The following is an 18993-nucleotide window of genomic DNA, read 5'->3' on the forward strand; positions in this document are numbered from 1 at the left end:
GGCCCGCGCGCGCTACGGTGGTCCGGCCGGGCACACCCGTCCCGGCTGTACACACGCACAAGGTGGGGGCGCAGCAGCACCATGGCACAGGGCTCGGTCCAGGTGACGCACACCGGTTCCTCGCGTTGGCGACGGCGCACCGGCGAATACGACTCCCTCGTCTCGGCCCTGGAGGCGGCGGCGGACGGCGACGTCCTGTCCGTGGCGCCCGGCACCTACCAGGAGAACCTGGTGGTGACCCGGGCCGTCACCCTGCGCGGCGCCGAGGGCTCCCGCGGCGTGGTGCGGATCGCCCCGGCGGACGGCGTCGCGCTGACGGTGCGGGCGTCCGCGGCGCTGCTGGACCTGCACATCGAGGGTCAGGACGCGGCCGCCCCCGCGCTGCTGGTCGAGGGCGGGGCGCCGGAGCTGGCGGACCTGCGGATCACCACCCGCTCCGCGGTGGGCATCGAGGTGCGCGGGGGTGCGCGGCCGACGGTCCGGCGCTGCCTGGTCGACAACCCCGGCGGGGTCGGCATCGGCGTGCTGGAGGGCGCGAGCGGCGTGTTCGAGGACTGCGAGGTGGTGGCGGCGGGCCAGTCGGGCGTCTCGGTGCGCGGCGGCGCCCATCCGCGGCTGGAGCGCTGCCGGGTGCACCACGCTTCGGGTGCGGGGCTGTCGCTGACGGGTGAGGGCACGTCCCTGGAGGCGATCGGCTGCGAGGTGTACGAGGTGCGGGGCGCCGGGGTGCAGGTGGCGTCGCGCGCGTCCGGGCACCTCACCGACTGCCAGGTGCACCGCACGTCCGGCGACGGCGTGACCCTGGACACCGACGCCGTGCTGGCCCTGGTGGACTGCGACATCCACGACGTCCCGGAGAACGGGGTCGACCTGCGCGCGCGTTCGGTGCTCTCGATGGCCCGCACGGCGGTGCACCGGTTCGGGCGCAACGGCCTGTCGGTGTGGGACCCGGGCACCCGGGTGGAGGCCGACGGGTGCGAGATCCACGACAGTACCGGCGACTACCCGGCGGTGTGGGTGAGCGACGGGGCGACGGCGGTCCTCGACTCCTGCCGGGTCCGTGAGGTGCCGGACGCGCTGTTCGTGCTGGACCGGGGGTCGAGCGTGGCCGTCGTGGACAGCGACCTCGGCCAGGTCCGCAACACCGCCGTGTCGGTGAGCGACGGAGCGACCGCGCAGCTGGAGGGCTGCCGCATCAGGGACGCGGCGACGGGCGCCTGGTTCCGCGACCACGGCAGCGGCGGCGTGCTGGCGGACTGCACCATCGACGCGACCGCGACGGGCGTCATCGTCACCAAGGGGGCCGACCCCACCGTCGAGCGGTGCACGGTGAGTTCGCCGGTGGAGGCGGGGTTCTACGTGTCCGCGGGCGGCCGGGGGACCTTCCACGACTGCCGGGTGACGGGCAGCAGCGGCTACGGCTTCCACGTCATCGACGGCTGCCGTACGACGCTGACCCGGTGCCGTACGGAGCGGTGCGCGCGCGGCGGTTACGAGTTCGCCGAGGACGGCACGGTCAGCGAGGGCTGTACGAGCGACGAGAGCGCGGCCTCCCCGGTGGGGGCCCCGGTGTCCGTGGGGCGGGCCGCCTGCGCGCCGGTGGTGACGCGGGCCGTCCCGCGGGTGGCCGGGCCGCCGGTCCGGGTGCCGGTGCAGCGCGTCCCGGACGAGGCCGCTCCGGCCGCGCCGGCCGAGGAGGAGCGGCCCGCGGCGACGGTGCTCGGGGAACTCGACGCGCTGGTGGGCCTGGAGAGCGTCAAGCGTGAGGTGCGCGCCCTGACCGACATGATCGAGGTGGGACGGCGCAGGCAGGAGGCGGGCCTCAAGGCCGCTTCCGTGCGGCGGCACTTGGTGTTCACCGGCTCCCCCGGCACGGGCAAGACGACGGTGGCCCGCCTGTACGGGGAGATCCTCGCCTCGCTCGGGGTGCTGGAGCGCGGGCACCTGGTGGAGGTGTCGCGGGTGGATCTGGTGGGCGAGCACATCGGGTCCACGGCCATCCGCACCCAGGAGGCGTTCGACCGGGCACGGGGCGGGGTGCTGTTCATCGACGAGGCGTACGCCCTCTCCCCCGAGGACTCCGGGCGGGACTTCGGCCGGGAGGCGATCGACACGCTGGTGAAGCTGATGGAGGATCACCGGGAGGCGGTCGTGGTGATCGTCGCCGGGTACACCGCGGAGATGCGGCGCTTCCTGACCGTCAACCCCGGGGTGGCGTCCCGGTTCTCCCGCACGATCACCTTCGGCGACTACGCGCCCGAGGAGCTGCTGCGCATCGTGGAGCAGCAGGCGGAGGAGCACGAGTACCGGCTCGGGGCGGGGGCTTCCGAGGCGCTGCTGGCGTACTTCACGGCGATCCCCAAGGGGCCCGCGTTCGGCAACGGCCGCACCGCCCGCCAGACCTTCGAGGCGATGGTCGAGCGGCACGCGGGGCGGGTGGCGCAGCTGCCCGACCCGAGCACCGACGATCTCACGCTGCTCTACCCGGAGGATCTGCCGGCGCTGTCCTGAGCGGGCAGGCGGGCCAGGAGCGCGGCGCGTTCCCGGGCGAACGCGGGGTCCTCCTGGTAGTGGGAGTGACCGAGGACGGGTGCGGGCAGCGGGTGTTCGGCGGTCCGCCCGTAGGACAGGGGGTCTCTGAGGGGGCCGCAGTCGACTTCGGGGCCCGTGCCGGCGGGGAGGCGGACGGGGCCGCCGATGGGGTCGGTGAGCCGCCAGAGGTTGCGCCAGCAGCGGATGCCGCCGTGCAGGTCGGTGAGCTGTTCGGGGCCGAAGTAGGCGGGGAACCAGCGCCCGTAGAGGCGCTCCAGGGGCGAGCCGTGGGTGAGCAGGGCGACCCGGCCGCGGGCCTCGGGGGTGAGCTGCCAGACGGCGGCGGCCGCGAGGACGCTGCCCTGGGAGTGGCCGGAGATGACGAGCCGTCCTCCGGTGTGCTCGGTCCAGGTCTGCATGCGCCAGGTGAGGTCGGGGACGGCGCGCTCCGCGTAGCACGGTGGTGCGAAGGGGTGGGCGGCACGCGGCCAGAAGGTGCCGACGTCCCAGAGGATGCCGATGGTGCGCCGGGCCGCGGGGTCGCGGTAGGCGCGCCGGCCCCAGGTGAGCAGGAGGACGAAGGCCGCTCCGACGAGCCACGAGCCGAGGGCCTGCGCGGTCTGCGCGGTGTTCTCGACGATGCCGGGCGTGCCTTCGGCCGCTTCCCCGGGGACGTCCCGGGTGGTCCAGGAACCGGCGACCGCGCAGGCGCCGAGGGTGAGCGACAGGGCCGCCGCGGCGCCGACGATCCAGGGGGCGGAGTCGGTGAGCCCGGCGCGGGCGATGACACCGGCGATGACGCCGGTGCGGGTGGCGTCGGGCCGCTCGCCGGGATAGCCGTCGGGGACCGTGCGCAGGATGCTCCGGCGCACGCGCAGGGCGCGTACAAAAAGGTGGAGGGCGAGCAGGAGCAGGGCCACGAGGAGCGGGGGGATGACGGCGGCCTGCCAGGAGAGCAGGACGGGCGGGCCGTCGATCGGGCCGTCGCCCATGCCCGGGGTGGCGCGCCCGTCGAGCCAGTCGGCGATCCGCTGGGCCACGCCGCCGGACATGACGCCGCCGAGGGCGCAGGCGAGCATGGCGACGGCGGGCCCGGCGAGCCCGCCGAGCGGGGTGCGGGCGACGGGGGCCGCGCGGTGGAGCCGGCGGGCGGCGAGGGCCAGGAGGACGACGAGGGCGCCCTGGGCGAGGACGAGCAGGCCGAAGGCGCGGTCGCCGGGCAGCATGCCGTGGGAGACCCAGCCGGGGCGGCTCCAGGCGGCGTGCACGGCGGCGAGCACCAGCAGGAGGAGGGCGGCCGCCGGGAGACCGCGCACGGTCGCGCGGTCGGTGGCGCCGTCGGCGGTGCGCTCGCTGCGCCCGCGGCGGCAGACGGCGGCCAGCACGAGGAGGGCGGCCGCGCCCAGCGCGGCGGCCAGTGCCCAGCCGGTGGCGTCGAGCGCGCCGCTGCCGCCCTGGGCGCGGTCGTAGCGGGTGGCGGCCTGGGCGAGGGCGGCGGCGATCGTCAGGAGGGCCGCCGCGGTGTGGGCGGCGCGGAGCCGGGCCACGATGCGGCGGCCGTACCAGAAGCCCGGCAGGCACAGGGCGGGGCGGTGGGCGCCGGGCTCGGGGCCGCAGGCGTCGGCGGTGGTGTCCGCGGGCTGCTGCGACTCGTAGGCGCTCCAGGTGCGGTGCGAGAGGAGCCAGAGCAGGCCCGTCAGCGCGGCGGGCACGACGGCGGCCAGGGCGAGCCGGCGGCCCGGCTGGCTCCACCAGCCGCCCCGGGCGGGCGACATGAAGCCGAGCCAGTCCTTGCCCGAGGCGCACGCGGGGGTGCCCGCGCACTGCCAGGCCGTCAGGTCGAGGGTGACTTCGCAGACGGCGGCCGTGAGGAGGACGGTGAGGCTGAGGGCGACGAGCCGGACCAGCAGGCCGTAGGCCCGCGCGGTCCGCCCGTGGCTCTCCGCCGTGGGCCGCATCCAGTGGGCGAGGTTGACGACCATGAAGGGCAGCAGGACCAGCCACAGGGCGCGCGAGCCGTTGCCCGAGGTGAGGTGGGACCAGACGTACGCCTCGCGGACGGGCTCGTCCCGGTAGTCCTCCGGGCGCGACTCGGCGTCGCGGTCGGCGGCGCAGCGGTGGATGCCGGCGGTGTTGTCGCCGGTGACGCGCTCGGTGCGCGGGTCTGCGAGCATGCCGGAGGCGGTGGCGCCGCCGACGCCGTGGACGAGGAGCTCCAGGGCGAGTTCGGGCGCGCGCGGCGCTGCGGCCGCCGGGGGCCCCGGGGCCTTCGCGGGCCGTGGCGTCGGCGTATCGGGCTGGTCCGTCGTGGTCACCGCGTCCCCCGCTTCCGGTGTGGCTGCCGCTTCCAGAATCGTGCCTCAGGGCACTGACATCGGCCCGGCGGGCGCGGGTGAGGCTCAAATGTGATGCGCCGAAAGCAACACGGCCGATGTCACAGGTGCGTGGGAGGATGAGCGGGCACGAGCGGCGGTGGCTGATCGGAAGGGACGGGCCCGGGTGAGCGATAACCAGAATCTCCTGGCGGAGCAGCGGCGGGCCCTGATCCTCGACGAGGTCAGACGGCACGGCGGCGTCCGTGTCAACGAGCTGACGCGCAAGCTCAATGTGTCGGACATGACGGTCCGTCGTGATCTGGACGTGCTGGCCCGGCTGGGTGTGGTGGAGAAGGTGCACGGGGGTGCCGTGCCGGTCGCGGAGGCGATGGCGCACGAGCCGGGCTTCGAGGCGAAGTCGGCCCTGGAGCCGACGGCCAAGGAGGAGATCGCGCGGGCGGCCGCGCGGATGGCCGCGCAGGGCGGCGCGATCGCCCTGGCCGGCGGGACGACGGTGTTCGCCCTCGCCCAACGCCTGGTGGACATCCCGGATCTGACGGTGGTGACGAACTCGGTGCGGGCCGCCGACGCTTTTCACTGCGCCCAGTGGAACACCTCGGCGGCGGGGCCGGTGGCCCGGCCGGGGGCGGCGACGGTGGTGCTGACGGGCGGGGTCCGCACTCCGTCGGACACGCTGGTCGGGCCGGTCGCGGACGCCGCGATCCGCTCGCTGCACTTCGATGTGCTCTTCATCGGGGTGCACGGCATATCCATGGAGGCGGGGCTGTCCACGCCGAACCTCGCGGAGGCGGAGACCAATCGTCATTTCGTGCGGTCCGCGCGGCGCGTGGTGGTCCTCGCGGACCACACCAAGTGGGGGACGGTGGGCCTGAGTTCCTTCGCCTCTCTGGACGAGGTGGACACGCTGGTCACGGACGCGGGGTTGCCGGTGTCGGCGCGTGCGCAGATAGCCGAGCGGCTGCCGGAGCTGGTGGTGGCGGGGGATCTGAGCGCCGTCTCGGAGATCCGGGACGGCCGGACAGGCGCCGCCGACGCCCACTAGGGTGTGCCGCGCCCGGCCTTCAGCCTGATCCGATGGGGTGCGACTTCGCCATGGCACACCGACTCCGCCCTGTGGGGCTCGACTTCCTCGACTCCGCCCCGCTGCGGCTGGACTTCACCACGCTCGCGGCCGCCGCGCCCGAGCAGGTCTACCGCGCGCTGGCCGACGACGTGGCCGGCTGGACGCGCTGGTTCGGCGCGGTGACGCTGGCGCGGCCGCTGGAGACCGAGGGCCGCGGGGGCCGGGAGGTCCGTTTGGTGGGCGGCGCCCGTTTCCTGGAGACGGTGGTGGCGGCGGAGGCCCCGCGGCGGTACGCCTACCGGGGGGACGTGACGAACGTCCCCGGGCTGCGGGCGCTGCTGGAGGACTGGCGGCTGTACCCGGCCGGCCGGGGCACGGTCGTCAGGTGGACGTTCGCGGCGGACCTGCCGGGGCCCGTGCGGCTGGCGGTGGGGCTCGGCAGGCCCGGCATGGGGCACGCGTTCCGCGCGGCGGTGCGTTCCCTGGACCGGCGGCTGGCGGCCATACGGGGCGGGGCGGGCTGACCGTCAGCCGGTCCAGTGGCCGGTGGCCAGGAAGGTGTGGACGGTCCGCAGGTAGGGGCCGATGTCCAGGCCCTGTTCGGCGAGCCACGCGTCGGAGTAGTACTTGTCGAGGTAGCGGACGCCCGGGTCGCACATGAGGGTGACGACGCTTCCCTTGTGCCCCGCCCCGGCCATCTCGGCGACGATCTTGAGGGCGCCCCACAGCCCGGTGCCGGTGGAGCCGCCCGCCTTGCAGCCCACCACCTCGTCCAGGACGCGCACGGCGGCGACGCTCGCGGCGTCGGGGACCTTCATCATCCGGTCGATGGCGCCCGGGACGAAGCTGGGCTCCATGCGGGGCCGCCCGATGCCCTCGATGCGGGAGCCGCGGTCGCTGACCGCGTGGGGGTCGTGGGTGCGCCAGCCGTCGAAGAAGCAGGAGTTCTCGGGGTCGGCGACGCAGACGCGGGTGTCGTGCCGCATGTAGCGCACGTAGCGGGCGATGGTCGCGGAGGTGCCGCCGGTGCCCGCCGTCGCGACGATCCAGGTGGGCACGGGGTGGCGTTCGCAGCGGAGCTGGCTGTAGATCGACTCGGCGATGTTGTTGTTGCCGCGCCAGTCGGTGGCCCGTTCCGCGTAGGTGAACTGGTCCATGTAGTGGCCGCCGGTCCGCTCGGCGAGGGCGGCCGCTTGCTCGTACATCGTCCGCGGGTCGTCCACGAAGTGGCACTGCCCGCCGTGGAGCTCGATCAGGCGGGTCTTCTCGCGGCTGGTGGTGCGCGGCATGACGGCGATGAAGGGCACGCCGACGAGGCCGGCGAAGTATGCCTCGGAGATGGCGGTGGAACCGCTGGACGCCTCGACGACGGGGGCGTCGGGGCGGATCCATCCGTTGCACAGCCCGTAGAGGAAGAGCGAGCGGGCGAGGCGGTGCTTGAGGCTGCCGGTGGGGTGGGTGGATTCGTCCTTGAGGTAGAGGTCGACGCCCCACTCCCCGGGCAGCGGGAAGCGCAGCAGGTGGGTGTCGGCCGAGCGGTTCGCGTCGGCCTGGACCTTGCGGACCGCTTCGTTGAGCCAGGCCCGGTGGGCCGGGTCGCTGCGGTCGATGTCGAGCGTGGGGGCGGCGGAGCCGCGGGGATCCTCTCCCGCCGCGCCGGTCGCTCCCGTGTCCATGGTGCTGTTCACGGCGCTCCTCACGATGGTCGGCCAGGCCCCCGCGGAACACTCGGACCTTTCGATCATAAGTGGGCACTGGTGCGTGAGCCGCGCCACAGGCAGACTGCGCACCAGGCACAGGAATCAGCCGGGGAGGCGGTTGCCGTGGCGGAGCCGGAGTTCAACGCGACCGGGGTGCGGATCGAGCGGTTCCTCCGCTCTCTGACCCGGGCGGGGCAGGTGAAGATCAAGGACGGCAGGCTCGAGCTGCTGACGAGCTACGGGCGGGAGATCGACAGCGCGCCGGTGGACTCGGTCGACGCGGGCCGGCCGTGGTTCGCGGCGGGGGACCGGGCGCGGGCGACCGTGAACGGCACGCGGTACGTGCTGACCCTGGGCGGGGCCGGCGATGCCCCCGTGGAGTCCGGGGCGTCCGCGGTCCGGCGGTTCCTGGAAGCGGTCCGCTCCGCGCGAGGCGGGGACGCCGGGGGCTGAAGGTGCTGGAGTTGCGCGGACGGCCGCCGGAGCCGACCCTTGACTCGTAGCAGCATCACTGAGGGGTCACCGGCGGTGACGCTCCGGATCGGCTCGGGCCGGCCGGCGCGCCGTCAACACCGCCGCCGGACCGGGCCCAGCGCGTGTCAGAACGCCTATCTGCATCAGGCTAGCCCTACTTCTTCAGGGAGTCGCAGCCGTGATCAGTCGACCGAACAAACACTGCACCGTAGAGCTCCAGGCTCTCCCCCCGCGGATCGGCCAGGTCCGAAGAATCGTATCTGCGCAACTGCGCTACTGGCATCTCGACCAGCTCATCGACTCCGCGGCACTCGGCGTCACCGAACTGCTGACCAACGTGCACCGCCACGCGGAACCCGACAAGCGCTGCACGGTCGAGATCGACCTCGTACTGGACCAGCTCACCGTCTCGGTACGCGACCACGACCCCCGGCTCCCCCGCCTCGCGGACAACGACGCCGGCAGCACCCACGGCCGCGGGCTCGCCCTCGTCGCCGCGTTCAGTTCGAGCTGGGGGGTGCAGGAGCGGCACGACGGCGGCAAGGTCGTCTGGTTCGCGCTCGACGTCCCCGGGACCAAGGCCGCCGCCCAGCGGGGCCGGGCCGGCCTGCCCACGGTCACGTTCGGCCGGCCCGCCCTCGAACTGTCCACCTTGCAGGAGCCCGTCCTCGTCGAGCCCCCGGTGCCCGTCCGGGCGGCGGCCCTGCACGACCGCGCCCCCGTCCGCTCCGCCGTTCCCGGCTGACCGGACGGGGGGACCCACCCCGGCGGGAGCGGCGCGCCACGGCGCGCCGCCCGCAGGGTGCTTCCGGAGCCCCGCGGCCGTGGGTGCCGCCGGCGGCCGTCGCCCGCGACGCGGGCGGCTCGGAGGTCAGCCGAGCGCCGCCAGCGGGTCGTCCAGGACGGGCTGCCAGGCTGCTTCCGCGGCGCCGATCAGGCTGTTGTGATCGAGGGTGCAGGAAAGGATCGGCACGCTGCCGCTGCGGCCCCACAGGCTGCGGTCGGCGACGACGGCCCGCAGCCGCTCCGGGTCGGCTTCCAGCAGCTCGCGGTGGAGACCGCCGAGGATGACGCGGTCCGGGTTGAGGATGTTGACCAGTCCCGCGAGCCCGAGCCCGAGGCGGTCGATGAGCAGCTCGGCGGCGGCTCGAACGGAGGGGTCGGAGGGGCCGGAGGGCTCCGCGGGGGCGGAGGAGTCGGAGGGGCGCGCGTACTCGGAGCGGAGCAGGTCGCGGGACTGCTGGAGCAGGGAGACCTCGGGGCCGGGGTCCCGGCCGGCCGCGGTGAGGAACGCGAGCGGGTCGGCTTCGACGTCCAGGCAGCCGCGGCTGCCGCAGTGGCACGGCAGGCCCGCGGGGTTGACGGTGAGGTGGCCGACCTCCAGGGCCAGGCCCGAACTTCCGCTGTGCAGCCTGCCGTCGAGGACGAGGGCGCCGCCGACGCCCCGGTGGCCGGTGGCGACGCAGAGCAGGTGCCGGGCGCCGCGGCCGGCTCCGTGACGGTGCTCGGCCAGGGCGGCGAGGTTGACGTCGTTGCCGGTGACCCCGGTGGCGGGGGCGCCACCGGGCCCGGCGACGCCCGCCTTGGCCAGGGCCTCGGTGAAGAGCGCGCGGACGGGGGCGCCCGCGGTCCACGACAGGTGCAGCGGGTTGAGGGCCGTGCCCTCCGGTTCGGCGACGGCCGAGGGGACGGCGAGCCCGGCGCCCAGGCAGCGGCGGCCGGTCTCGCGCAGCAGCCCGGCACCGGCCTCGACGACCGCGTCGATGATCCGCGCCGGGTCCGCGGGCACGGTCATGCAGCCGGGGGCGGTGGCGACCATCCGGCCGCCCAGCCCCACGAGGGCGGCGCGGAAGCCGTCGGCGTGGATCTGCGCGGCGAGGACGACGGGCCCGTCCGGGTCGACGGCGAGCCGGTGCGAGGGCCGGCCCTGGGAGCCCGCGGCCGCTCCGGGGCGCGCGTCGACCTGGATGAGCCCGAGCGCCTCCAGCTCGGCGGCGACGGCTCCGGCGGTCGCGCGCGTCACCCCGAGTTCGGCGGTGAGCACCGCGCGCGTGGGGGCGCGCCCGGTGTGTACGAGCTCCAGGGCCGGGCCGAGGGCACCGCGGCCCCGCTCCAAACGTGTTGTCCGAGTCTGGGTCACCCCCCTATTCTGACTTTGTGCCGACGCTAAACAAAATACGGACGGCCCTTGAGGGCCGAAAGGCCGCCCATCCGGCCGAACCCGCCCTCCGCCGCCTCCGTACCGCCCTGACGTTCTTCTTCGCCCTCGACGGCCTGCTGTTCGCCGGCTGGGTGGTCCGCATCCCCGCGATCAAGGAGCAGACCGGTGCCTCCGCGGGCTCCCTCGGGCTGGCCCTGCTCGGCGTGTCGGCCGGCGCGGTCGCCACCATGATGGTGACGGGCCGGCTGTGCCACCGGTTCGGCAGCCACCCGGTGACGGTCGTCGCCGGGGTGCTGATGTCCCTGGGGATCGCCCTGCCGCCGCTGACGCACTCGCCCTTGCAGCTGGGTCTGGTGCTGCTGGTGTTCGGCGCCGCCTACGGGGGCATCAACGTGGCCATGAACAGCGCGGCCGTCGACCTCGTCGCGGCGCTGCGCAGGCCGGTGATGCCGAGCTTCCACGCCGCGTTCAGCCTGGGCGGGATGGTCGGCGCGGGGCTCGGCGGGCTGGTCGCCGGACAGCTGTCCGTCACCCGTCATCTGCTGCTCCTGTCCGTCGCCGGGCTCGCCGTCAGCGCGGTCGCGGGCCGGGCGCTCCTCGCGCACCCGGCGCCGCGGGCGGAACGGCCTGCGGCGGCTGCCGCGCCGGCCGCCGGGCCGGGCGCCACGTCGGCCGCCGGGCCGGGCGGGCGGTCCGGGCGCGCCCGGAAGCTGGTCGTCGTCTTCGGGCTGATCGCCTTGTGCGACGCCTACGGTGAGGGCGCCCTCGCGGACTGGGGTGCCCTCCACCTCCAGCAGGACCTCGGCGCCCGGGCGGGCGTGGCGGCCGCCGGCTACTCCGTCTTCGCGCTCACCATGACCATCGGGCGTCTTTCCGGTACCGCGCTCCTCGAACGTCTCGGCCAGACCAAGACGCTCGTCCTGGGCGGGGCGACGGCGGGAGTGGGCATGCTGCTCGGCTCGCTCGCCCCGACGGTCTGGGCGGCCCTGGCGGGCTTCGCGATCACCGGGATCGGCCTGGCCAACATCTTCCCGGTCGCGATCGGGCGGGCCGGCGAGCTGGCGGGCCCGAGCGGGGTGGCCGCGGCCTCCACGTTCGGCTACGGCGGCATGCTGATCGGGCCGCCCGCGATCGGGTTCCTCGCGGACTGGTTCTCGCTGCCCTCCGCCCTGACGACGGTCGCGGCGCTGGCGGGCATCGCGGCACTGATCGCGTACGCCACCCGAAACATGGCGCGGGCGGCGGTTCGCTGACGGCGGGGGCGTTGTCAGTGGTGGCTGCCAGAATCCGGGCATGGGGTCTTCCGTACGCGCGAAGCGCTGGATGCCGACGGGGAGATGCCCGCCGACGCCGTCGGGTGCGGGGGTGGTCCCGGGATGCGGGGCCGCGTCGACTTTCCGGCCCGGCGGGTCCCGCGCGTGCGGGGTGGCCCCGGCAAGTCCGCCGCCTCCGGGCCGTGGTGAGGTGGTCCCCGCGCGTGCGGGGGGGTTCCATCGGCGCCGACACCACGCCAGCCGAGGTGGAGTGGCCCCCGCGCTTGCGGGGGTGGCCCCAGCCACCAGTTGGGAGTGGGGATGGCGGCCGAGTGGTCCCCGCGCGTGCGGGGGTGGTCCCGGTGCGCATGGCCTCGGCCTGCTCGCTTTCAGGTGGTCCCCGCGCGTGCGGGGGTGGTCCCAGTTGCGCAACGCGGACACCCCACGACGAGTCGTGGTCCCCGCGGATGCGGGGGTGGTCCCGGGGCCCGCTGTCTCGGGCTCATCACGCCATGGTGGTCCCCGCGCACGCGGGGCTCGGTGCCGGCGTGCCCGCGTGGCGGGGCCGCGATCCGAGGCCCCGTCGGGCGGGCGCGCCGGTGGGTCGCCCGGCCCGAGCCGGAGTGCTGGATCTGCTTTCCGCCGCCGTCGCCCCTGGGGCTGAGATGGCGGTCGGCGGCAGGTTCTCCTCGCGGGCGAGTTCGTCACCGGCGGCGTGGGCCGCTTCGCGGCGCGGAGCGTTCTGGCGAGCGTTCCGTAGAAGGCGAGCCGGACGCGCCCGCGTCGGCGCTGTACCTGACGCTGTGGCGCAGGCGGCCGCATGACACCGTGAGTGTCATGGGAGACGCGTCCATCGCGGGCCGTGGCAAAAGCGCCCGGTCGTTGGATGACACGTGCGGCGGAAGGGGAGGGTGAGGCCCGGTGAGCAGGGCACAAGAGGGCTGGACCTGCGCCGGGGTGCGGTGGAAACCCGACGGGCCGGCGCTGGCCTGGCTGCACCCCGCACACGGGGAACGCATCTCCCCGCTGCCCCCGGGGCGGCCCCTGGCGTTCACCACGGGCGCCGCGCGGCGGTGCGTCGGGGTGCGCAGAAGCGGTCGGCACACCCCGTGCCCGGCGGCAGCGGAAGTGCCGGCCCCGGCCGTCTCCGCCCAGTGCGCCCCGTGCGCGCGCCTGGACCGCTCGCACTCGGTGGCCGCAGACACCGCGCTCGACGATCCGCGCCCGTACGACGTCTATCTGGCGTGGTTCGGCCCCGGCCTGATCAAGGTCGGGATCACGGCCGCGGAGCGCGAGGGGGTCCGGCTGCTCGAACAGGCCGCCCTGTCGTACGCGCTGCTGGGGCGCGGCCCGCTGATGGCGGCCCGCCGCGCGGAGGCGGTGCTCGGCACGGCTCTCGCGGTGCCGGACCGTTTCCCGTACGCGGCCAAGCGGGCCGCCCGCCATCCGCTGCCGCCCCGGGAGCTGCGCACGGCGGAGCTGGCCGGGCTGCACGAACGGGCGCTCGGGCTGGCCGGCCTGCCGGAGTCGCTGGCCGTGCGGGCCTTCGCGCCCGTGCACCACGACGCGCTCTTCCACCTGGACCGGCTCCGGCCGGGTCACGGTGTGATCGAGCTGTCCGCCGGTTGCACGGTTTCGGGCGCGGTGGCGGCGGTGGCGGGCCCCGATCTGTACCTGGACGCGGAGGACGGCCGTCTGCTCCTGGCCGACGCCCGGCAGCTGGCCGGCTGGCCCCTGCTCGCCGCGGCCCCGGGGGCGGCCACGACGGCGGCGGTACGGCCGTCCCGCCCGGAACCGGACGGGCCGGAGGCGCTGTTCTGAACGGACGCCTGGGAGGAGCTTCATGGCGGTTCAAGGTAGGGGCTCCCGCCCTCCAGGCGCCGGCCGCCAGGCATGCACGCACCACAGCAGCCGGTGGCCCGATGTGATCCGCTCCGGGAGCGGCGGCAGCCACGGGCAGCGGCCCTCGGCCAGGTCGTCGGCCCCGTACGCCTCGTACCGCAGGCCGAGGCCCCGGAGGAGGTCGCCGGGGTCCCCGACGAAGCCGACGAACGGCGAGCCGCGCCCGGTCATGTGGGCCAGGAACCCCGCATAGCGGGGGTCGTCGCGGAAGGCCAGGTCGGGGACGTCGAAGACCAGGTGCGAACCGGGCGCTCCCAGGGCGTCGATCTCCGCCGCCAGGGCGAGGGCCGCGGGGCGGTGCAGGTAGTAGAAGAGCCCTTCCGCGATCCACACGGTCGGGCGTGCCGCGGTGAATCCCGCCGCGCGGAGCGCCTCCGCCCACGGCCCCCGCAGGTCGGCTTCGACCGCCACCCGGCGGCAGGTGGGCCGCACTCCCGCCGCGGACAGGGTCCGTTCCTTGGCGGTCAGCTGGCCGGGCAGGTCCAGTTCGTAGAAGGTGAAGTCCGGCCCGAGGCCGGCCCGGTAGGCGCGGGTGTCGCCGCCCGCCCCCAGGCTCACTGCCTGCCGCACGCCCTCGGCGGCGGCCCGTCGGAGCACCTCGTCCCCGAAGCGCCCGCGCCCGATCATGATGCCGATGGGCGCGCCCACGGCACGCAGGCGGGCGACCCCCGCGCGGGCGGCGTCATCGGCGAGCAGGTGGGCGTACGGGTCGGCGAGACAGCGGTCCGGACGCTCGTACTCCTCGGCCCGGACAGCCGCCATCCAGTCGCTCGTTCCGCGGACGGCACCGTCGTCCACCGTGGCGGCCATGAGCATCACCTGAGCTCGCGTAGACGCCTACCGAGTGTAGGCAGGAGGGGCGAGAACAAGCCACCGGCTACGTGACGGGGGCACCCGTCCGGTATGCAGGAACCGCACAGAGTCCGCTCGGTCAGCACTGTGGGAGGCCGCCGCTCCCGGAACGCGGGCGACCGGCGAGGATGGCGGGGTGGCCGATCTCCTGAACCCCGCGGACCCCGACTTCGCCCGCGACCCGTTTCCGTACTACGCGCGCCTGCGGGCCGCCGGCGCCCCCGCCGCCCGGGTGGCCCTGGCCAACGGGACGCACGCCTGGCTCGTCACCGGGTACCGGCCGGCCCGGGAGGTCCTCTCCGACCCGCGCTTCTCGAACGTTCCGCCGCGGAGCGCGGGCCGGCCCAAGGCCGACTCCCCGGCGCAGCGCGCCCGTGGATGTCTCGCCCGCCACATGCTCAACTCCGACGCCCCCGACCACAGCCGGCTGCGCCGCCTGGCGGCCGCGGCCTTCACTCCGCGGCGGGTCGACGAGCTGCGGCCCCGCATCGAGAAGCTGACCGGGGAGCTCGTGGCGGAGGCCGTGGCGCGGCTGGCCACGGAGGGCACCGTCGATCTCGTCGACGCCTTCGCCTTTCCGCTGCCGGTCCTGGTGATCGGCGAGGTGCTCGGTGTGCCGGAGGCCGACCGGGCGGACCTGCGCGCCTGGACGTACCGGGTCGGCTCGCCCGCCGACGCGCTGGAGCCCGGCGCGGTCGACGAGGCGTGGACGAGTCTGCACGCGTACTTCACCGCGCTGATCGACCGGAAGCGGCGCGCGCCGGGCGACGACCTGTTCAGCGCCCTGGTCCGGGACACGAGCGAGGGCGGGCTCGACGACGGCGAGCTGCTCGCCATGGCGTTCCTGCTGCTGTTCGCGGGCTACGAGACGACCATGAACCTGATCGCCTCCGCGGCCCTGCTGCTCCTGACCCACCCGGGGGAGCTGGCGGCCGCGCGGGAGGGCGGAGCCGGCCGCTGGGCCGCGGTGACGGAGGAGACCCTGCGGCACGCGAGCCCGCTGGAGGGGACGACCTGGCGGCGGACCACGGAGCGGGTGGACCTCGGCGGGGGAACGGTCATACCGGCGGACGCGTCGGTGCTCGTGGTCCTCGCGGCGGCCAACCGCGACCCGGAGCACTTCCCCGCCCCCGACGCCTTCCGGCCCGGACGCTATGCGGCGGGCGCGGCCCGGCCCGCCCCTCATGTCGCGTTCGGCCACGGCGCGCACTTCTGCCTCGGGTCCCGGCTGGCCCGCCTGGAGGCGGCGATCGCCCTGCCCACGCTCTTCGCCGCCCTGCCCGCCCTGCGCCTGGCGGCCGACCCGGCCACGCTGCCGTACCGCCCCGGCCTCCTGGTCCGCGGGCCGGCCCGGCTCCCGGTCTGCCGCGCGGACGGCGTCTGACCCTACGATCGGGCCCATGCAGATCAGGGCAGACTCCGCGCGCATCCGCAGCAGGCGACACGCACGGGTCGCGGGGGCGCTGGCGCTCGTTCTCGCCTGTACGGCGGGCACCGGGGCCGCCGAGGCGGCCGGGCGTCCCCTCGCCGTGTGCACCACGGGCGACTACCAGCCGATGACCTTCCACGACCGGGCGACCGGCCGGTACAGCGGTATCGACATCGAGATGGCCCGCGAGCTGGCCGCCCACCTGGGCCGCGAGACCCGGTTCGTCCCCACCACCTGGCCCACCATGATGAACGACCTCGCCGTCCCGGGCCGGTGCGACATCGTCATGGGAGGTGTCTCGGTCACTCCGGAGCGGCAGCGGCAGGCGGACTTCACCCGGCCCTACCTCACCGATGGCAAGACCCCGCTGACCACCGCCGCCCGCGTCCGGGACTTCGGGACCGTCGCGCAGATCAACAAGAAGTCCGTCCGCGTCATCGTCAACCCGGGCGGCACGAACGAGCAGTTCGTGGCGGAGCACCTCCCCGACGCCACGGTCGTCCGCTGGCCCGACAACACCACCATCTTCGACGAGCTCGTCGCGGGCCGGGCCGATGTGATGATCACCGATGCCCTGGAGGCCCGGTACCGGGCGAAGCTCCACAAGGAACTGGCCGCCGTCCACCCCGACCAGCCGTTCACCACGGTCCGCAAGGCGTACATGCTGCCCAAGGCCGGCAAGCTGACGCACAGGGCCGACAAGTGGCTCGCGGGAGCGCTGCGCGACGGGACGTTCCGGAGGATCCACCAGAAGTGGACGGGCAGCACACCGCCATGAGCCCGCCGGCACGGCAGTCGGCACAGTAGGGTGCGCGGCGAGGCACCGTTCGGGTCAACACCGCACCGCCGTCGCCGGGCACCCGGCCTAGGCTGCCCTTGTGAGCGGCGACGGAACCACGCCCGCCACGGCCCCCCGGCACACGGTGCTCCTCGTGGCCGTCGCTCTGGCGTTCGCCGCACTCCAGCTCGTCTCCGGCGCCGGGCGACTGCCGCTGGGCTGGGACGAGAGCGTCTACGCCAGCCAGGTCAGCCCGCACGCCCCGGCGGCCTACTTCAGCGCACCCCGCGCGCGGGGCATCACCTGGCTCGCCGCACCGGTGGCCGCCCTGACCTCCTCGACGGCGGCGGTGCGGATGTGGATGACGCTCCTGGCCTGCGCCGGGCTGGTGGTGGCCTTCCGCCCGTGGCTGCGGCTGCTGCGTCCCGCGGTCGTGGTGACGGCCGCCGCGCTGTTCGCCGGGCTGTGGGTGGCGCAGTTCTACGGCGCCGCCGTCATGCCCAACCTGTACGTGGCGTTCGGCGCCCTGTCCGCGACGGCCTGGTTCCTGCGCGCCGCCCGCGGCGAGGGGGTGCGGGCCTGCGGGGCGACGGCGGTGAGCACGGCGTTCACGGCCCTGGTGCGGCCGCCCGACGCCGCCTACCTGGCCGTCGCGCTCCTGCTGGGCGCGGTGGCCGTGCGGGCCTGGCGCCACCGGGGGGCGGTCGCCGCGGTGGTCGCCGGGCTGGTGGTGGGCTGTGCGCCGTGGACGATCGAGGCCGCGGTGCGCCATGCGGGCTTCTTCGCCGGACTGCACACCGCCAGCGACGTCCAGGGCGGCATGGGCTGGCACCCGGACGCCCTCCTGATGCAACTGCACGCGCTGAACGGGCCGTTGCTGTGCCGCCCGTGCCACATCCCCTGGAAGCACGCGGAACTGTCCCTGTGGTGGCTGGCCCTGCCGGTCCTGGTCGTGGCCGGGCTGGGTGCCGCACGGCGGTCCGGCCGGCTGCTCACGCACCTGCTGCCCGTCCTGTGCGCGGGGGCGCTGGCCTGCCCGTACCTGTTCCTGCTCGACTACTCGGCGCCCCGCTTCCTGCTGCCGTCGTACGCCCTGCTCGCGCTGCCGGTCGCCGAGGGGGCCCACGCGGCCGCGACCGCCGTGCGCGGGCCCTGGCGCGCCGTGGCCACAGCGGCCGTGACGCTGTGTCTCGCCGCCCACTTCGCCTCCCAGTACCTGGTGCTGGAGCGGCGCGTCGAGGACGTGGCGGCGAGCCGGGCGGCGAATCTGCGGCTCGTCGAGCAGCTGCACCGGATCGGCATCCGCCCGCCGTGCGCCATCACCGGCGAGGAGGCCCCGATGATCGCGTACGCCGCTCGCTGCGCCTCCCCCGCGGTCAGCGGCAACAACACGTCCACGACCGTTCCGGAGCTCCTGGAGCGCGCCCGCACGGTTCCGTTGGCGGTCCTCGCGCGCCGACCGTCGCCGCCGCACTACGCCCGGGGGTGGCGGCGCCTGGAGTTCTCCCTCTCCGACGAGCGCTGGTACGTCTTCGTGCCGCCGCGCGTCGTGGTGCCGGACGGTGGCGCGTGGGCGGGTGGCGGCTCAGGTTAGTTCCGGTTGGTCAGGGCCGGGCGGTGGGGCGGCCGATGGCCGGGGCAGTGATGGTCACCACGCCCGCGCCCGGAGCGGCCGCCTCTGTCACGGGCTCACCGGGGCCGCTGTCCAGGGCCGGGGCGCCGGGACCGGGGCGCCGGTGTGTCTCGCCCCACCACCACACCACCAGCGGGCCCAGGGCCGTCGCCAGCGCCAGGCCCGCCCAGACCCGCATCGCCACGTACCCGTGCCCCCACACCACCGACCCCACCAGACATCCCCCGAACAGCACCGCCCACCCCAGATGCGTCCGGAAAGTGCCCACCCCGTCCGGCGACACCGAATCTCCCTTCGGCGTCACCACGAAACCCGACCGGCGGCGCAGCAGGGCCTGCCACAGGGCGCGTGCGTAGAGCGGTGCGGATACCGCGGACATCACCATGCCGGCGACTCCCGATGAGCCCGCGGGCTCGTGGGGGCTCACGTTGTGGCGGCGGTTTGCCACGTAGAGGGCCACTTGGAGCGCGGCGGCGTCGCCGTAGAGCATCAGCCATACTGCCGACGGCACGCTGATGCCGGCCGCGCCTACGACCAGGAACAGGACGCAGGACACTCCGCCCAGTACCCAGGTGAGCGCGGCCATCGGGTAATAGGCCACCAGGAGCAGGTAATTCAGAAGCCGGCCGGCTGAGAGTCCCCATACGGCGCGCCAGAACTGGCACAGCAGTGTCTCGAAGGTTCCCCGGGACCACCGCAGCTGCTGGGAGAAGAAGTCCGTCCACGACGACGGGCCCTCCCCCACCGCCAACACATCCGGCGTATACACCGACCGCCACCGGCGCCCCGTCACCGGATTCCGCCGCCGATGAATCTCCAACCCCGTCGCCATATCCTCCGTAATCGAATCATAAAACCCCCCGATCTGCCGCAGCACACT

The 18993-nt window shown here is 75.1% G+C and carries 15 protein-coding genes; 10 read left to right on the plus strand and 5 right to left on the minus strand.

The genetic code is table 11. The features are described 5' to 3' along the window. The first annotated feature begins 81 nt into the window (after positions 1–81). Positions 82–2511 carry a right-handed parallel beta-helix repeat-containing protein gene (locus tag ABZ951_RS25850; protein ID WP_344097801.1) on the plus strand — a complete coding sequence of 810 codons (2430 nt, stop codon included), beginning with the start codon at positions 82–84 and terminating at the stop codon, positions 2509–2511. On the opposite strand, the gene ABZ951_RS25855 is transcribed toward ABZ951_RS25850, so the two are convergent. Then, complete coding sequence (locus ABZ951_RS25855; protein WP_361280806.1) at positions 2481–4751, minus strand: hypothetical protein; 2271 nt, start codon at positions 4749–4751, stop codon at positions 2481–2483. The genes ABZ951_RS25850 and ABZ951_RS25855 overlap by 31 nt on opposite strands. A gap of 280 nt (positions 4752–5031) precedes the next feature. Here ABZ951_RS25855 and ABZ951_RS25860 point away from each other — a divergent pair, with 280 nt between their 5' ends. Continuing rightward, the gene (locus ABZ951_RS25860) at positions 5032–5910 is read left to right on the plus strand and encodes a DeoR/GlpR family DNA-binding transcription regulator (RefSeq protein WP_344098050.1); all 879 of its coding nucleotides are present in this window, start codon (positions 5032–5034) and stop codon (positions 5908–5910) included. Between the two features lie 50 nt (positions 5911–5960). Next, a complete protein-coding gene (locus tag ABZ951_RS25865) occupies positions 5961–6455 on the plus strand; it encodes an SRPBCC family protein (RefSeq protein WP_344098051.1) in 495 nt (164 codons plus the stop codon). Positions 6456–6458: 3 nt separating this feature from the next. Here ABZ951_RS25865 and ABZ951_RS25870 read toward each other — a convergent pair whose 3' ends face one another. Further along, positions 6459–7607, minus strand: a complete 1149-nt coding sequence (locus tag ABZ951_RS25870) for a PLP-dependent cysteine synthase family protein (protein WP_344098056.1) — start codon at positions 7605–7607, stop codon at positions 6459–6461. Between the two features lie 147 nt (positions 7608–7754). Here ABZ951_RS25870 and ABZ951_RS25875 point away from each other — a divergent pair, with 147 nt between their 5' ends. Together ABZ951_RS25875 and ABZ951_RS25880 are read left to right on the plus strand one after the other, a co-directional pair. Continuing rightward, the gene (locus ABZ951_RS25875) at positions 7755–8084 is read left to right on the plus strand and encodes a hypothetical protein (RefSeq protein WP_344098052.1); all 330 of its coding nucleotides are present in this window, start codon (positions 7755–7757) and stop codon (positions 8082–8084) included. A gap of 199 nt (positions 8085–8283) precedes the next feature. Beyond that, positions 8284–8850, plus strand: coding sequence for an ATP-binding protein (locus ABZ951_RS25880; RefSeq protein ID WP_344098053.1), 567 nt, complete (start codon positions 8284–8286; stop codon positions 8848–8850). Between the two features lie 126 nt (positions 8851–8976). Here ABZ951_RS25880 and ABZ951_RS25885 read toward each other — a convergent pair whose 3' ends face one another. Continuing rightward, entirely contained in the window at positions 8977–10245 is a 1269-nt protein-coding gene (locus ABZ951_RS25885; RefSeq protein WP_344098054.1) for an ROK family protein, read from the minus strand. A gap of 17 nt (positions 10246–10262) precedes the next feature. On the opposite strand from ABZ951_RS25885, the gene ABZ951_RS25890 reads away from it, so the two are divergent. Both ABZ951_RS25890 and ABZ951_RS25895 read left to right on the plus strand, forming a co-directional pair. Then, on the plus strand, positions 10263–11519 hold the full coding sequence (locus tag ABZ951_RS25890) for an MFS transporter (RefSeq protein ID WP_361280801.1): 1257 nt from the start codon (positions 10263–10265) through the stop codon (positions 11517–11519). Positions 11520–12440: 921 nt separating this feature from the next. Then, complete coding sequence (locus ABZ951_RS25895) at positions 12441–13340, plus strand: DUF2797 domain-containing protein (RefSeq protein WP_344097972.1); 900 nt, start codon at positions 12441–12443, stop codon at positions 13338–13340. A 30-nt stretch (positions 13341–13370) separates the two neighbouring features. Here ABZ951_RS25895 and ABZ951_RS25900 read toward each other — a convergent pair whose 3' ends face one another. Further along, positions 13371–14231, minus strand: coding sequence for an SAM-dependent methyltransferase (locus ABZ951_RS25900; protein WP_344097973.1), 861 nt, complete (start codon positions 14229–14231; stop codon positions 13371–13373). 178 nt (positions 14232–14409) lie between these two features. On the opposite strand from ABZ951_RS25900, the gene ABZ951_RS25905 reads away from it, so the two are divergent. The 3 genes from ABZ951_RS25905 (at position 14410) to ABZ951_RS25915 (ending at position 18074) form a co-directional block, all read left to right on the plus strand. After that, entirely contained in the window at positions 14410–15657 is a 1248-nt protein-coding gene (locus ABZ951_RS25905; RefSeq protein WP_344097974.1) for a cytochrome P450, read from the plus strand. A gap of 16 nt (positions 15658–15673) precedes the next feature. Then, positions 15674–16480: a transporter substrate-binding domain-containing protein gene (locus ABZ951_RS25910; protein ID WP_344097975.1), complete on the plus strand. Its 807-nt coding sequence runs from the start codon at positions 15674–15676 to the stop codon at positions 16478–16480. A 100-nt stretch (positions 16481–16580) separates the two neighbouring features. Next, on the plus strand, positions 16581–18074 hold the full coding sequence (locus ABZ951_RS25915; RefSeq protein WP_344097977.1) for a hypothetical protein: 1494 nt from the start codon (positions 16581–16583) through the stop codon (positions 18072–18074). 10 nt (positions 18075–18084) lie between these two features. Here ABZ951_RS25915 and ABZ951_RS25920 read toward each other — a convergent pair. After that, a partial coding sequence (locus tag ABZ951_RS25920) for a glycosyltransferase family 2 protein (protein ID WP_361280804.1) occupies positions 18085–18993 on the minus strand: 909 nt, incomplete at its 5' end.

The organism is Streptomyces sp. NPDC046215 (genome assembly GCF_040646215.1).
GTDB classification, from domain to species: Bacteria; Actinomycetota; Actinomycetes; order Streptomycetales; family Streptomycetaceae; genus Streptomyces; species Streptomyces stramineus.

Bases quoted from the DNA above. Each gene is read 5' to 3' on its own strand.
- ABZ951_RS25910 (WP_344097975.1), top strand. From the start codon at position 15,674: ATGCAGATCAGGGCAGACTCCGCGCGCATCCGCAGCAGGCGACACGCA.
- ABZ951_RS25900 (WP_344097973.1), bottom strand. From the start codon at position 14,231: ATGGCCGCCACGGTGGACGACGGTGCCGTCCGCGGAACGAGCGACTGG.
- ABZ951_RS25865 (WP_344098051.1), top strand. From the start codon at position 5,961: ATGGCACACCGACTCCGCCCTGTGGGGCTCGACTTCCTCGACTCCGCC.
- ABZ951_RS25870 (WP_344098056.1), bottom strand. From the start codon at position 7,607: ATGGACACGGGAGCGACCGGCGCGGCGGGAGAGGATCCCCGCGGCTCC.
- ABZ951_RS25850 (WP_344097801.1), top strand. From the start codon at position 82: ATGGCACAGGGCTCGGTCCAGGTGACGCACACCGGTTCCTCGCGTTGG.